This window comes from Streptomyces sp. NPDC057253 (assembly GCF_042669125.1).
Taxonomy (GTDB): domain Bacteria; phylum Actinomycetota; class Actinomycetes; order Streptomycetales; family Streptomycetaceae; genus Streptomyces.
The window spans coordinates 14,484-30,292 of record NZ_JBHUXV010000007.1 but is presented as its reverse complement, the minus strand read 5'-3'; the positions used below and the strand labels follow the sequence as shown (position 1 = coordinate 30,292).

Below are 15,809 nucleotides of genomic sequence, written 5' to 3'. Positions count from 1 at the left end.
GACCACGCCGAGCCGTGAGGAGCCGCCTTGGCCTTCCTGTCGGATGAGAACGCACCCCCCGAACTGCTGGTACGGATCGACGGGCGGGAACGCTTGCTGTCCGCAGCCGGCCAGCCCTGGCGTTTCGGCAGCGCTGCGACCAGCACGCTGCCGGTGCCGCCGAGTGCTCCGGAGCTCTGGTTCACCCTGATGTTCACGGCAGTGTGGGCCCTCCGCCTGCACGACGAACAGACAGAGGTCTGGCTGGGCGACACACCAATGTCAGGGCGGCTGACGGTGCCCCTGCCACAGGACGGGTCGGCGCCCTCCCGCGTCTTCCTGCGGCGCGAGGGGACATGTGTCGACCTCTTCCTGGGAAACGGCTCCGGCACCGCGCCCGATGGGCAACGACAGTCGGTGGACGTCGTCCTCGGCCCGCGCAACACCGCGCCGCGAGCCGTCCCCGGGCCTCGTGGCAACGCCTCTGCGACCCGGTGGCCTCTGAGTGTCGACCGTGACACGACGATCGGACGAACGGGAGCGGGCGCCGACATCGAGCTCTCCGGCCCCAACGTGGCCGGGCGTCATGCCGTCGTCCGCCGCACGGCCCGTGGCAACGTCGTCCTGCGCGACTTCAGCGGCCATCTCGGCACGTATGTGAACGGGCGCAGGATGCTGGTGGCAACGCTCAGCCCGGGAACTGTCTTCACCATCGGGTCGCACATCATCGAAGTCGGTCCCGAGGGCGAGCTGTCGACGCGTCTGCCCACCGCGCCGGACGCTCTCACCTGCCAAGGGCTGAGCGCGCTGTACCGCGGTCCCGAACCACGTGGCCTGATCGACGTGGACTTCTCTCTGCCACTGGGACAGGTGATGGCGGTCATCGGTCCTTCGGGCGCGGGCAAGTCCACGTTGTGCCGTGCGCTCCTCGGCGAGATGGCCGACGCCGACGGGGACCTACGGCTCGCGGGCAGTCGGCTGGCGGCCCACGGAGGGCGACCGAGCCATCTGGTGAGCTTTGTCCCCCAGACGGACAGTCTCCACCTGGACCTCACGGCCCGAGAGACCCTGCTCATGGCTGCCAGACTGCGGTTGGCCCGGGATCTGACCCCGGTCCGGCGCGCCGAGCAGGTCGACCGCATGCTGCGAGACCTGCGTCTTGAGCAGGACGGCATCGCGCACAGGCCCATCCGCCGTCTGTCGGGCGGCCAGCGCAGACGGGTGTCCATCGGGCTGGAACTGCTGAGCGAGCCGGCCCTGCTGATTCTGGACGAGCCGACCTCCGGGCTCGACGAGGGCCTGGACCGGGACATCATGACCCTGCTGCGCAGGTTTGCGTCGTCGCGCGGCTGCGCGGTCGTCGTGGTCACCCATTCGACCGCCAACCTGGAGCTGGCGGACACGGTCCTGGCCATCACCGGTTCTCCGGACGGAGGCCGGGTGGGGTACTTCGGTCCACCGGACGACCTGTGCGCCGCCTTCGGCGTCACACGTCATGCGGACGTCATGGAGCGGCTCAGGGAAGGGCACGTGACGCTGCGGCGCTCTCCGACGGACACAGGTCTCGCACGGACACCCACCACAGGATCGGACCGTGGCGGCTCGGACGGATCCCGTGCCCGTCCGGTCAGGGGCGCACGGCATTCCGGAGTCGGCCGCACGACGGCCCTGCTGGCCCTGAGGGAGATCAAGCGGCTGCAGGCGCGCCCACAGCGGCTGCTGCAGCCCCTGATCCTGTACCCCTTCCTGAGTGTCCTGCTGAGCGGCTGGGCGGCTGTCCATGGTCTCGGCGGCACCGCCGAGACCAATCGCAGCATGCCGACGGTCGTCTCGGTGCTCACGATCTGCACGGCGTTCTTTGCCATGGCCGTGTCGTTCTCGTCCGTGGTCGGCGACCGGGAAATCATCGAACGCGAGACCCGGTGGGGCGTACCCGCGCGTGCGGCCGTCGTCTCGAAGGCACTGGTTGCTGCCGTTCTCGTTGTTCTGCAGGCCGGGCTGACCGTGGTGGGGTACGCGTGGTGGAAGGCCGCGCCCGTGGCTCCGGCACTGGGCGCTTCCGTTTGGCCCCACGCCTGGAGCGGCCCCGCTCTGGCCCTCCCCTTGCTGGCGCTGGCGTCGGCGGGCCTCGGGCTGTTGATCTCGGCCACTTCACGGCAGTTGGAACGCGTGACGTTCGTGCTCATGGGAATCGTGGCCGGTCTGGTGGTGCTGACCGGTCTGCTGATTCCACTGGGGGACGCCTCGGAGCCGGGAACGGGTGTGTTGTCCGCCGTGTCCCTCGGCGCGCCCACGCGCTGGGGCGTCGCCGCGCTCGGTGCGGACGTCGACCTCAACCAGTTCCGCAGCCGACCGCCCGACGCGATGTGGAACCACGACGCGTCACACGTCGCCGAGGCCTGCGCCGCCCTCGGCCTGCTCGCGATGGTCTTCGTCGCGCTCGCTGCCCTCATCCTCACCCGGCAGACACGACAGCGGCTCTGAGGGGGACAGAGGCGGTCACTCAAAAGCACGCAACGGGCGTGCCGACATCCGGGCCAAAGCGAGGAGATGCAGCGTTGTGGATGAGGGAATCGGAGCGGCCCGGCGTTGCCGAGTGTTTGTGTCGTACGCGCACGACACAGAGTCACACAAAGTGGCCGTGCGCGAGTTGTGCAGGATCCTCGAACGGGACGCGGGCATCGAGGTCTTCGCCGATTACATGGTCAAGGATCGGATCGAGTGGTCTCGCTGGGTGGAAGCAAGGGTCCTGACAACGCACTTCACCCTCGTCGTGGCCTCCCCTGCCTACAGGAGAGCGGCTGCGGCTGACGAGACGCCCACGCCACATCACCGTGGGGTCCGCTACGAGATCGGAATCCTTCAGGACAAACTCACCGAAGACCGGGACAAATGGCTACCTCGCATCCTGCCGGTGGTGCTCCCGGGCGGCACGGTCGAGGACATACCCGGTTTTCTTCTTCCCCGGGCGGCGACGCACTACCTCATACCGAACTTCACACTGGACGGACTCCGGGAACTCCTTGTCGCCATCGGCGGCGGAGCGTCCGGAACCGCCGTTGTGGCAAGCCCCGCAACCCCCTCACCGGAGGATCTGTCGGGCCACTGGTGGCCCGCAGTACGAGGCTCCCGGATCAGCACGAAGAAGTGGTTCTTCACAGGTCGTGAACGGGCGATGGGTGAAATCGCCGAGTTCACCCGAACATCCGCGAACGGGCTGCGCGCGGTTACGGGTATGCCGGGCGCCGGGAAATCGGCGCTGCTGTCCGCGCTGGTGCTGCGCAGCCTGCGCGAAGGGGACCTGACGCGAGATCTGCGGGCCGCGATCCCTGACTGCGGGATCGACGTGGCTCTTGTCGCCAGCAGGAAGGGCCCGTACGAGCTGGCCACGGAGCTGATCAGGGCATTCGGCGTCACCGGCACAGATCCCGAGAACCCTACGGCCTCGCTGCTTGCCTGGCTGGACGGGGAGCGGTCACGCAGCTACACGATCGTCATCGACGCCGTCGACGAGGCATTGCTGCCGAAGCCCGGGCGAGATCGTGCGGACGAGCACTCGTCCCAGTGGTACGAGTTGATGGAACTTCTCAACGCAGTGAGCTGGCGGGCCAGAGTGATCATCGGCGTACGCAGGGAGGAGGTCCGCTCCGACGATCCCCTGGACGGGCTTCCGAAGGAACTGCGCAGCACGACGACGGAAGTCATCGACCTGGACGACAGAGACAAGTACCTCACAGATCTCGATGTCGCCCGGTACATCGCGAGCTTGCTGCGCGCCGACGACAGGCCGCACGGTTACGGGCACAGTGGAGGGTGGACGGACCAAGCACTGCTGGGGGTCATCGGTGACGACGGCGTCCAGCGCGCCAACGGGAACTTCCTGATTGCCCAGTTCATCGCGGAGGAACTCCTGCGCATTCCGCCGGTAAGGGATTTCGAGGACGGCTGGAGCGCGCGCATGCGATGGCCGGACCGTCTGGAGGGCTGGGTCGAGTACGACGTCCAACGCCGGGTCACGGACTCCGAACGGTGGCTCAAGGAATTGATGGTGCCGATTGCGATGGCCGGTCAGGGTGGCTTGCCGATCGATCTCTGGTTGTCGGTCGCACGGGCCTTCCATGGCTCTCGGGAAATAACGGACTACGACCTCGAGCGGGCGAGACAGGTGTTCCGCTTCTTTCTCGACGAGACAGGCGACCTGGTACCGCGGTATTCAATGCGCCATGCGTCCTTCGCCCGCTACTTCGAAGGGCGGCGATGGGGGCGACGTGCCACGCTGTTCTACGAGACCCTGCTCGCCGAGGTGCCCAGCGGTCCGAACGGTCGCCAATGGCAGCAGGCTTGCGACTACGTGCGCGTCAACCTGCTGATGCATGCACGAGCCGCGAACCGTGTTGAGGACCTGCTGATCGAGGATCCGGCCTGCTTGGCAGCGGCGGACCCCGACAGTGCCGTGCTTCCGATGGCAGGGCTCACCAGGCCCAGTGCCCGGTTGGCCGCCCATGTCTACCGACGTGCTGGATACGTGCGGGACGCTGACTTCGCGGAGCGTATCGCCGTGTTCCAGTTCCATGCCCGTTTAATCGGAGCCGACGTCATGGTTCGTGCTCTGGGCCGGATGGAGGCTCAGCAGCCGTGGACGGTTCCCTGGCGGGTGGGCGGGGCCCCGAGTGCCATCGCGCTGGGAGCTGTCGAAAGAACCTCGTTCGTCTTCACCGTGCACGGACCCCACGGCGGTCCGGCCGCACTGCTCGTGCGGCCGGATGGTCGATGTGTCGTAGTGGACGCCGCGACCCAGGCACGTTTAGGCCCCACCTTCGAACTGGCTTCTGCTGGAAGCGAGTTGCCGGATATCCTTACGGCCTGGAGCGATGCCTCGAAGGACGTGCGGATCGCGGTCGGCGGGTCGGACGGCTCGATCGTTGTCTGGAAGGCCGCCGGCAGGGGTGCCTCAGGCCGTCGGTCGTATGCATTGCCAGTGGATCATCCGCCGAGGCAGCTCATGGTGATCGGCGGGCCTCATGGTGTGAAGTTGATGTGTGTTCGCGACGACTCGGCGGCCGGCCTGACCGTGTGGCCGCTGCGCGCCTCGTCGGAGCGACTCGACGCCCAGGGCGGCCGCGTCGACCATCTGGCTTCGCTCGCCGGTACTCCAACGGCGGGTGCCGTGATCAGTGCGACCCGGGCGGGCACGGTCAATCTCTGGAGGTTCTGGCCAAACACTCCGCCGCAGGGGTACCCCCTGCACCTTGGCGCCGAACTGCGAAGCGTAGCGGCGGCAGGTACCGCGCAGAGTGGCTGCGTCGTCGTGGACCTCCACGGGATCCTTCGCGTCCTGTGGGTCGGAGCCACGGGTCCCCTCGTTGACAGTGGACAAGACCTGGGAGAAGGGGGGCCGCTGTCACGTTTGGCACTGACGACGACAGGGTCCGGCGCTCTCGCGGCCATCGGGACCAGCTACGGGCAGGTCTCGGTGCACCGTCTGTGCCCGCCGGTCCCACCGGTGGAGATCGCGCGCATCGACACCGGTGGACCGATCAGCTCACTTGTCTTCCTGGACGAGGTCGGATCGTTGCTTGCTGTCGCCGACTGGACCGGCATCATCCATGTGTATGCCGTCGACCGGCGCCCGGGAGCAGATCTGGTGACCCGGCTTCCCGTCGGGGAACCCGTCAGTAACGTACTGCCGCTCGGCGCAAGCGAGGAGGGCCCGATGCTGGCCACCCGCAGCATCGGCGGAATGACCAGGTTCTGGCAGGTTGAGTCACCCGTCGAGACAGACGGGCTGGGCGCCTCGGCTGTCACCCACGTTGTCGGTGCGAGTCTGAGTGAGGGCCGTAGCCTGGTCGCGGCGTCGGTACTGGGCGGGGCCGACGTCTGGGCGTGGACGCCGGCAAGCGAGGCTTCAGGCGCGAGGTCGCCGATCGTCCTCTCGCACGGTGAGCCGATCGAGCAGCTCGCGGCGGCAGGCGCAGCGGATGGATCCGCACTGCTGTGCGCCGCCGGGGACGGCCACTTCACGCTGTGGCGCTGGGAAGGGGAAGGACCAGTCGGCCAGCCGCTGACTTGGCCGACCGACGCCAATCTCGTCGAGCACCTGGCCGTCTTCTCAACAGGAGAAAGGCAATTCGTCTGCGCCGGTGGACCGGAGTCCGTCCACCTGTGGGACGTGACTCCGCAAGCCGAGCCGGGCGAACTCCTCGATCTGCCGGACACCCCGGTGAACTCCATGACCTGGTCCCAAAGTCCGGACGCCGGGATGCTCCTGGCGGTTGGCACGGACGACGGCCAGGTCCACCTCGTGTCCGTCGCGCCCGACGGCGCACTCGGCATGCAGATGTTTGACCACGGCGTGTCGGTTCAAGATGTCGCCGTGTCCCCCGACCCTACGGGAAGGCGTTTGATCGCCAGTGTCACCCACGACGGCAGCGTCGATGTCCGGGACGCCGACATGCCGTTCGACGAGAGTCAAGTGTTGACCATGCCACTCGGGGTGCCTGGGACTCGCGTGGCGTGGATGGTCGATGGTGGCATGCTGCTGTTGGTCACCGCGGCAGTCGTCGGCCCAGTACGGCTGTGGGATCTGTCCAACCTCGACATGCCACGTCTGGTGAGGACATGCGACGGCCCCGGTGGTCGGCTGCACCACCTCGTTCAAGGGGGTGATGGCGTGGTGGCCTGTGCTTTCACCGGCGGGTCCGTGATGTTCCTCGGACCTGCGGGCGAGGCACCGGTGACGGCCCGACTCAACTGCGACTTGGCAGATCTGACCTGGCTGCCCGCGCAGGGTTGGTTTGTCGCTGCGCAGGGATCCGTGTTGGTGGCACTGAGGCAGGGCGTTGTGACGTAGGTGTCGGCTTCCGCGCTGGAGGAGGTCGTGCGGATGCAAATCCCGCTGAAAGCTTGCCGGTGCCGCTCGTTCTGATGGAGGCCAGGCGAAGTGTTGGGCAGGCCGGGACCTGTCGGGTTGGCCTGCAGACGACGTCGACTTCGAGAAGGAACTCGTGCATGTCCGGCGGCAGGCCAAGATGGTGCGGGCGAAGCTGTGCTTCGCGCTCCCCAAGGCGCGCAAGGTCCCGGACGTGTCGCTGTCGGCCAGGGTGGCTCAGGTCGTCCGGCAGCGCAGGGAGCAGTTCGCGCCGGTGCCGGTCACGCTGCCCCGGGACCACCCCCTTCGGCCGAGACGCCGGCAGAGACCGAACACCGGCGGCCGAGGACCCACAGATCCTGGCGACTGGACGCGAACGGAAAGCCATCCACCCGAACTGCGGTCCCAGGAGCACGGAACTGGAGGCCGGCGAATCGGTCGTCTTCCTGGCGCGCTGCCTGGGGCACTCCGACCCCGATTTCACGCTGCGGAAAGTACTCCCACCTCCTGCCTCGCGCCGGCATACCGGGCAGCGCTGCCGTCGACGCGGTCTGCGCGTGGCCGCGGCCGGCTGCCCGAGTCCGTGGAGCATGGCCCACAGCACACCGCAGGTCCGAAGTCCCAGGAATGCCGCCGCCCCCTCCCTGACCCATTAAATGGCAGGTCGGACGGGGTGCGGCGGCAACTGTGCGTCAGATGTCCCGGAAGATCTCGATCTGCGCCCCCACCGAGTTCAACCGCTCCGCCAGATCCTCGTAACCCCGGTTGATGACATAGACGTTGCGCAGCACCGACGTGCCGTCCGCCGCCATCATCGCCAGCAGGACGACCACGGCGGGGCGCAGGGCCGGCGGGCACATCATCTCGGCGGCGCGCCAGCGGGTCGGGCCCTCGACCAGGACCCGGTGCGGGTCCAGCAACTGGAGGCGGCCGCCGAGCCGGTTCAGGTCCGTCAGATAGATCGCGCGGTTGTCGTAGACCCAGTCGTGGATGAGCGTCTGGCCCTGCGCGACCGCCGCGATCGCCGCGAAGAACGGGACGTTGTCGATGTTCAGGCCGGGGAACGGCATCGGGTGGATCTTGTCGATCGGCGCCTCCAGTTTGGAGGGGCGGACCGTGAGGTCGACGAGGCGGGTGCGGCCGTTGTCGGCGAAGTACTCCGGCGTACGGTCGTGGTCGAGCCCCATCTCCTCCAGGACCGCGAGCTCGATCTCCAGGAACTCGATCGGCACCCGGCGCACCGTCAGCTCCGACTCCGTCACCACCGCCGCGGCCAGCAGGCTCATCGCCTCGACCGGGTCCTCGGAGGGGGAGTAGTCGACGTCCACGTCGATGCGCGGCACGCCGTGCACGGTGAGCGTGGTGGTGCCGATGCCCTCGACCCTGACGCCCAGCGCCTCCAGGAAGAAGCACAGGTCCTGGACCATGTAGTTGGAGGAGGCGTTGCGGATGACGGTGACGCCGTCGTGGCGGGCGGCCGCGAGCAGCGCGTTCTCCGTCACGGTGTCACCGCGCTCGGTCAGCACGATCGGGCGGTCGGGGCGGACCGCCCGGTCCACCCGGGCGTGGTACTGCCCCTCGGTCGCCGCGACCTCCAGACCGAACCGGCGCAGCGCGATCATGTGCGGCTCGATGGTCCGGGTGCCGAGGTCGCAGCCGCCGGCGTACGGCAGCTTGAAGCGGTCCATGCGGTGCAGCAGCGGACCGAGGAACATGATGATCGAGCGGGTGCGGACGGCCGCCTCGGCGTCGATCGCCGCCATGTTCAACTCGGCGGGCGGGACCAGCTCCAGGTCGACGCCGTCGTTGATCCACCGCGTCCGCACCCCGATGGAGCCGAGCACCTCCAGCAGCCGGTAGACCTCCTCGATGCGGGCGACCCTGCGCAGCACCGTGCGCCCCTTGTTGAGGAGCGAGGCGCAGAGCAGGGCCACGCACGCGTTCTTGCTCGTCTTGACGTCGATGGCGCCGGACAGCCGGCGCCCGCCGACCACCCGCAGATGCATCGGGCCCGCGTAGCCCAGCGAGACGATTTCGCTGTCCAGTGCTTCACCGATACGGGCGATCATCTCAAGGCTGATGTTCTGGTTGCCGCGCTCGATGCGATTGACGGCGCTCTGACTGGTGCCGAGCGCCTCCGCGAGCTGCGACTGTGTCCAGCCCCGGTGCTGCCGGGCGTCACGGATGAGCTTGCCGATGCGTACGAGGTAGTCGTCTGCCATGAGGTTGAGGCTATCTCAGATATGAGATGGCGCATTCCGAGGGGTCCGTTCGGGTGAGAGACCCGCGTAGACCTGAGGGAACGTCAGTGGCGCTTGGCGGTACGGGTCCGACGCCACCCGAAAGGTCCGGGCAAATCAACCGATGTCGTACGACGTCCCGTGCTGCTGTGGGTGTGCTTCGGTCCGTGGCTGCCGCCGCCGGTCGTGATGGACCACGAGCGCCGGTTGATGTTCAGCCGCACCCCGGGAAGGATCCGGAAACTCTTGCGGAACGTGAGCGGCATGGGGGCCTCCCGTCATGGTCGGTCGTGTGCTGTCGACCCCGTTCGCATACCCCGGCTCGGCCAAGTGATGGGTGCCGGCTTGACGGCTCGTCAGCCTGTGGGGCGCGGCCTGCGCCAGATCATGATCCGGGTGGGCGGGAGGTGCTCCGCGAACCGGGCATCGGGCGAGGCCTGCCGGAGCACCGAGCGCAGGTCCCGTTCGAAGTCGGCGAGCCGGTCGCCGAAGAGGTGGGGTGCGGCGTCGGAGCGGGAGAACGTCCAGGCCACGAGATCGTCCGCGGTGCGCTCGACCACCTGGCCGGCCGGTACGACGTGCTGCTCGACGTCCTGGAACCCGGCCCGCTCCAGGACGAGGTCCTCCCGGCCGGGCGTGCCGTTGACGAGCACGCCCTGCCCCGCGCGCCGCACCGGGCCCAGGTAGCGGCGGACCAGTTCGCCGATCTCCGCGTACGGGGGAGCGGGCAGCGGCAGGGGTGTGGTGGCGGCCGGCGCGTCCTTGTCGTCGCCGATGTGCACGAAGACGCCGTCCGGCTCCAGCATCTTCAACACGGTCGCGGCGACCCGGTCCCGGTCCGTCCAGTGGAAGGACTGGGCGAACACCACGACGCGGAACGTGCCGAGCCCGGCCGGCAGGTCCTCCGCGCGCCCCGGCACCCAGCGCGCGTTCGTCACCCCGCGGCGCTCCGCCTGCCGCGCCGCCTCGGCCAGCATGTCCTCGTCGGGGTCCAGGCCGACCGCCTCGGTGAAGTACCGGGCCAGCGGAAGCAGCACGATGCCCGGCCCGCACCCCACGTCGAGGAGCCGCCCCCGGCCGTCCAGTCCGAGGACCTCCACCAGGGTTTCGGCGAACCCCGGGGCGTACGGCAGTCGGCCGCGCTCGTAGTGCGCCGCGCTGCCCCGGAAGAGGGTCGGGTCCCATTCCCATCCGTCAGGCATGCCGCTCAGGACATCACAGCGGGGCCGGGCATGACCATCCCGGCCTCATGTACTAGAGTTATCTCGACATCGAGATATCTGCCGAGGCGTACCGCAGCAGCACGCGTCCGCCCGAGCCCGGCGGTAAGGCATACCTAACTTAGCCTTACCTTAGCGGATCGGCCAAGACGGCGTGGCGGCAGGATGCGGTGGTAAGCGCACAGAAATGAAGGAGACTGTCGTGTCGGCGAACAGCTTCGACGCCCGCGCCACGCTGAGCGTGGGCGACGAGTCGTACGAGATCTTCCGGCTGGACAAGGTGGAGGGCTCGGCCCGCCTGCCGTACAGCCTCAAGGTTCTGCTGGAGAACCTGCTCCGTACCGAGGACGGCGCGAACATCACCGCCGACCACATCCGCGCCCTCGGCAGCTGGGACTCCCAGGCCCAGCCGTCGCAGGAGATCCAGTTCACGCCGGCCCGCGTGATCATGCAGGACTTCACCGGCGTGCCCTGTGTCGTCGACCTCGCCACCATGCGTGAGGCCGTGAAGGAGCTCGGCGGCGACCCCGCGAAGGTCAACCCGCTCTCCCCGGCCGAGCTGGTCATCGACCACTCCGTCATCGCGGACAAGTTCGGCACCCACGACGCGTTCGCGCAGAACGTCGAGCTGGAGTACGGCCGCAACCGCGAGCGCTACCAGTTCCTGCGCTGGGGCCAGACCGCCTTCGACGACTTCAAGGTCGTCCCGCCGGGCACCGGCATCGTCCACCAGGTCAACATCGAGCACCTGGCGCGCACGGTCATGGTCCGTAACGGCCAGGCCTACCCCGACACCCTCGTCGGCACCGACTCGCACACCACCATGGTCAACGGCCTCGGTGTGCTGGGCTGGGGCGTCGGCGGCATCGAGGCCGAGGCCGCGATGCTCGGCCAGCCGGTCTCCATGCTCATCCCGCGTGTCGTCGGCTTCAAGCTGACCGGTGAGCTCAAGCCCGGCACCACCGCCACCGACCTCGTGCTGACCATCACCGAGATGCTCCGCAAGCACGGCGTGGTCGGCAAGTTCGTCGAGTTCTACGGCGAGGGCGTGGCCGCCACCTCGCTCGCGAACCGCGCCACCATCGGCAACATGTCGCCGGAGTTCGGCTCGACCGCCGCGATCTTCCCGATCGACGACGAGACGATCAAGTACCTCAAGCTCACCGGCCGTTCCGAGCAGCAGCTCGCGCTCGTCGAGGCGTACGCCAAGGAGCAGGGCCTCTGGCTGGACCCGAAGGCCGAGCCCGACTTCTCCGAGAAGCTGGAGCTGGACCTCTCCACGGTCGTCCCCTCGATCGCCGGCCCGAAGCGCCCGCAGGACCGCATCGTCCTCGCGAACGCCGCCGAGCAGTTCAAGACGGACGTCCGCAACTACGTCGACGACGTCGACGAGGCCGGCAAGGAGTCCTTCCCCGCCTCCGACGCCCCGGCCGTCGCCCCGAACGGCGCCCCGTCCAACCCGGTCACGGTGACCGCCCCCGACGGTTCGACGTACGAGATCGACCACGGTGCCGTCACGGTCGCCGCGATCACCTCCTGCACCAACACCTCGAACCCGTACGTCATGGTCGCCGCCGCGCTGGTGGCCAAGAAGGCGGTCGAGAAGGGCCTGACCCGCAAGCCGTGGGTCAAGACCACCCTCGCCCCGGGTTCGAAGGTCGTCACCGACTACTTCGACAAGGCGGGCCTGACCCCGTACCTCGACAAGGTCGGCTTCAACCTCGTCGGCTACGGCTGCACCACCTGCATCGGCAACTCCGGCCCGCTGCCGGAGGAGGTCTCCAAGGCCGTCAACGACCACGACCTCGCGGTGACCTCGGTCCTCTCCGGCAACCGGAACTTCGAGGGCCGTATCAACCCCGACGTCAAGATGAACTACCTGGCCTCCCCGCCGCTGGTCGTCGCGTACGCCCTCGCTGGCTCCATGAAGGTGGACATCACCAAGGACGCGCTGGGTGTCGACCAGGACGGCAACGCCGTCTACCTGAAGGACATCTGGCCGTCCGAGGCCGAGGTCAACGACGTCGTGGCCAACGCCATCGGCGAGGACATGTTCAACAAGTCCTACTCCGACGTCTTCGCGGGCGACGCCCAGTGGCAGGCGCTGCCGATCCCGACCGGCAACACCTTCGAGTGGGACGCGGAGTCGACGTACGTCCGCAAGCCCCCGTACTTCGAGGGCATGACGATGGAGACCACGCCGGTCAGCGACATCACCGGCGCCCGGGTCCTCGCCAAGCTCGGCGACTCGGTGACCACCGACCACATCTCGCCCGCCGGTGCCATCAAGGCCGACACCCCGGCCGGCAAGTACCTCACCGAGCACGGTGTGGAGCGTCGTGACTTCAACTCCTACGGCTCCCGCCGAGGCAACCACGAGGTCATGATCCGCGGCACGTTCGCCAACATCCGCCTGCGCAACCAGATCGCGCCGGGCACCGAGGGCGGCTACACCCGCGACTTCACCCAGGACGGCGGCCCGGTCTCCTTCATCTACGACGCCTCCCGCAACTACATCGAACAGGGCATCCCGCTGGTCGTCCTCGCGGGCAAGGAGTACGGCTCCGGCTCGTCCCGCGACTGGGCCGCCAAGGGCACCGCGCTGCTCGGCGTCAAGGCCGTCATCGCCGAGTCGTACGAGCGCATCCACCGCTCGAACCTCATCGGCATGGGCGTCCTGCCGCTCCAGTTCCCCGAGGGCCAGTCCGCCGCGACGCTCGGTCTGACCGGCGAGGAGACCTTCTCCTTCACCGGTGTCGAGGAGCTGAACAACGGCACCACGCCGCGCACGGTCAAGGTCACCACCGACACGGGCGTCGAGTTCGACGCGGTCGTCCGCATCGACACCCCCGGTGAGGCCGACTACTACCGCAACGGCGGCATCATGCAGTACGTGCTGCGGTCGCTGATCCGCAAGTAGTCCTTCGCATGTAGTCCTGAGCGAGAGGGCCGTACTCCCGGTTGGCGGGGGTACGGCCCTCTCGTCGTTCCTGGGCGGAAACGCCCCAGGACATCACCCACCCTCAGGTGGAACACAGGGTTCCCTCAGCGGACGGGGACACGATCGGTACATGAATGGCACCACTCGGCCACTGTTGCGCACGCGCGCGATCCGCACCCGGCTGCTACTTCTCGTCGGCGCCACCCTGGTCGTCGTGTGTGCGGCGACGGCCCTGGCCACCGCCCTCTTCCAGCGTGCCTACGTCATGGGCGAACTCGACGACAGGGTCGTGGACGCCGCCGAAGCCAGCCTCGGGGGCGCCGCGCTCCACCCGGAGTCGAGCGCCTATCTGGGCTTCCTCCGGGGCAACGGACACCCGGCCGGGATGCTCGCCGCCCGACTGGACGGCGACGGTGACCTCCTCTCCGCGGCGGTCGTGATCCAGGACGCGCCGCCACGGGATCTCAGCGGCGCCCAGCGTGCCGCCCTGACGGGCCTGCGCGCCGACGGTTCGCAGCACACCCGGACCGTCCCGGGGCTCGGTGCCTACCGGGTCACCGTCCTGCACAGCGACGGCGTACGGGTCCTGGCCGGGCTGCCGTTGGGCGACGCGCAGCGCATGATCAGCGAACTGGTGCTGGTCGAGACGGCGGTCGGGGCCGCCGGGCTCGCCGTCGCGGGCTGTGTCTGCGCGGTGGTCGTACGACGGCAACTGCGGCCCCTGGGCCGGGTGGCCGCCACCGCGGCCGAGGTGTCCCGCACCCGGCTCGCACACGGCGACGCCCTCACCCGGGTGCCCGCACGCGACACCGACCCCGACAGCGAGACCGGCCAGGTCGGCGCCGCGCTCAACCATCTCCTCGACCAGATGGAGTCCACCCTCGCCGAACGGCGGCGCGACGAGGAGCGGGTGCGGCACAGCGAGGAGCGCGCGATGCGCAGTGAGGAACGCGTGCGGCGCAGTGAGGAGCAGGCGCGGCGCAGCGAGGAACGCATGCGGCGCTTCCTGGCCGACGCCAGCCATGAACTCCGTACGCCGCTCGCCTCGATCGCCGGATACGCCGAACTCATGAACCGCGGCACCGGGTTCGTCGAGCCGGTGCTGGCCTGGCGCCGGGTCTCGGCGGAGTCGGCCCGTATGACGGGCCTGGTGGAGGACCTGCTCCTGCTCGCCCGCCTCGACGAGGGCCGCCCGCTCCACACCTCGGAGGTGGATCTCGCGGCACTGGTCGCGGAGGCGGTGTGGGAGGCGCGGGCGGCGGACAGCGGCCACGACTGGCAGCTCGAACTGAGCCTGGAAACACCGGCGTTGGTGATCGGCGACGCGGTCCGACTGCACCAGGTGGTGGCGGGCCTCCTGTCCAACGCGAGGATGCACACACCGGCCGGGACGAGGGTGGTGGCCTCGGTGGAGCCGGCAAACGACCACTGCGTGATCCGGGTCCGCGACGACGGCCCCGGCATCCCCCCGACCCTCCTCCCCACCGTCTTCGAACGCTTCACCCGGGCGGACACCTCCCGCTCCCGGCCCGACGCGAGGTCGGGTGGCTCCGGGCTGGGGCTGGCGATAGCGGCGGCGATCACGGCAGCGCACGGAGGTCGCATCAGCGTGGAAAGCGCCCCCGGCCGAACGGAGTTCAGGATCGAACTCCCGGCGACGACGGAGCCCGGGGTGAAGCAGCAGACGGTCGCGGGCGAACGGACCGCGGTGTGACGCCCGGTGCGAGGACGGCGACGCGAGTGTCCGCGCCGGGGCCCTTCTCCAGGGAACCCGGCGTCAGGTGGCGAAGCAGCCCCCCGTAACGCAGCCCAGCCCCCGTAACGCAGCCCAGCCCCCGTAACGCCCCCCAACTCCCGTACCCCGCCCTACCCTTGCCCCGTGACCACCCCCGCCCCCACCCCCCTGCACCGAGCCCTCCACGACCCCGGCCCCCGCCCTCTCCCCGACGAGGTGGTCCGCCTCCTCCGTTCCCTCGACGCCCCGCCCCGCCTCGCCGCCCATCTGCGCCTCGTGCACGACGTGGCCCACGAGCTCCTCGACTGGCTCGCGCGGCACCACCCCTTGCTCCAAGTCGACCGCGAGGCCGTGCTGTTCGGTGCCGCGACCCACGATCTCGGCAAGACAGCGCACATCGCCGAACTCCGCGGCCCCGGCTCCGCACACGAGGAGGCGGGCCGTCAGCTCCTCCTGGCGCAGGGCGTCGCCCCCGAGCTCGCCCGCTTCGCCGCCACCCACGCGACCTGGACCCAGCCGGACATCCGCCTCGAAGACTTGCTGGTCAGCCTCGCCGACAAGATCTGGAAGAACAAGCGGGTCCCGGAGCTGGAGGACCTGGTGGTCAGGAGGCTGGCCGAGGAGAGCGGACGCACGGTCTGGGAGGAGTTCCTGGAACTCGACGACACGCTGACGGCCGTGGGGGAGGGCGCGGAGGAGCGACTGGCCTTCCAGGCGTCCTACCCGGTGTGACCGTCCGAGGAGTACGTCCAGATCGATTCCGACAGGGAACGGCAGCTCCGTGACCACCTTGTCGTTGTCCAGCCAGTACTCATGCACCGCGAGC

Annotated in this window: 8 protein-coding genes; 5 read left to right on the top strand and 3 right to left on the bottom strand. The window is 69.0% G+C overall.

Features of this window, described 5'->3' with window-relative positions; all coding sequences use genetic code 11:
• Positions 1-27 precede the first annotated feature (27 nt).
• Both ACFULQ_RS05490 and ACFULQ_RS05485 read left to right on the top strand, forming a co-directional pair.
• Complete coding sequence (locus ACFULQ_RS05490) at positions 28-2,463, top strand: ATP-binding cassette domain-containing protein (RefSeq protein WP_383538522.1); 2,436 nt, start codon at positions 28-30, stop codon at positions 2,461-2,463.
• Positions 2,464-2,539: 76 nt separating this feature from the next.
• On the top strand, positions 2,540-6,829 hold the full coding sequence (locus ACFULQ_RS05485) for a TIR domain-containing protein (RefSeq protein WP_383538519.1): 4,290 nt from the start codon (positions 2,540-2,542) through the stop codon (positions 6,827-6,829).
• A gap of 710 nt (positions 6,830-7,539) precedes the next feature.
• Here ACFULQ_RS05485 and ACFULQ_RS05480 read toward each other — a convergent pair.
• The 3 genes from ACFULQ_RS05480 to ACFULQ_RS05470 form a co-directional block, all read right to left on the bottom strand.
• The gene (locus ACFULQ_RS05480) at positions 7,540-9,069 is read right to left on the bottom strand and encodes a helix-turn-helix domain-containing protein (protein WP_383538516.1); all 1,530 of its coding nucleotides are present in this window, start codon (positions 9,067-9,069) and stop codon (positions 7,540-7,542) included.
• 83 nt (positions 9,070-9,152) lie between these two features.
• The gene (locus ACFULQ_RS05475; protein ID WP_123763654.1) at positions 9,153-9,353 is read right to left on the bottom strand and encodes a DUF4236 domain-containing protein; all 201 of its coding nucleotides are present in this window, start codon (positions 9,351-9,353) and stop codon (positions 9,153-9,155) included.
• A gap of 90 nt (positions 9,354-9,443) precedes the next feature.
• A complete protein-coding gene (locus ACFULQ_RS05470; RefSeq protein ID WP_383538513.1) occupies positions 9,444-10,289 on the bottom strand; it encodes a class I SAM-dependent methyltransferase in 846 nt (281 codons plus the stop codon).
• A 220-nt stretch (positions 10,290-10,509) separates the two neighbouring features.
• Here ACFULQ_RS05470 and acnA point away from each other — a divergent pair, with 220 nt between their 5' ends.
• The 3 genes from acnA to ACFULQ_RS05455 all read left to right on the top strand — a co-directional run bounded on the left by acnA (position 10,510) and on the right by ACFULQ_RS05455 (position 15,715).
• On the top strand, positions 10,510-13,227 hold the full coding sequence (gene acnA, locus ACFULQ_RS05465; RefSeq protein WP_383538510.1) for an aconitate hydratase AcnA: 2,718 nt from the start codon (positions 10,510-10,512) through the stop codon (positions 13,225-13,227).
• A 151-nt stretch (positions 13,228-13,378) separates the two neighbouring features.
• Entirely contained in the window at positions 13,379-14,962 is a 1,584-nt protein-coding gene (locus tag ACFULQ_RS05460; RefSeq protein ID WP_383538505.1) for a sensor histidine kinase, read from the top strand.
• Positions 14,963-15,127: 165 nt separating this feature from the next.
• Positions 15,128-15,715 (top strand): HD domain-containing protein, encoded by a 588-nt coding sequence (locus ACFULQ_RS05455; protein WP_383538502.1) that lies wholly within the window; start codon positions 15,128-15,130, stop codon positions 15,713-15,715.
• The last annotated feature ends 94 nt before the right edge of the window (positions 15,716-15,809 follow it).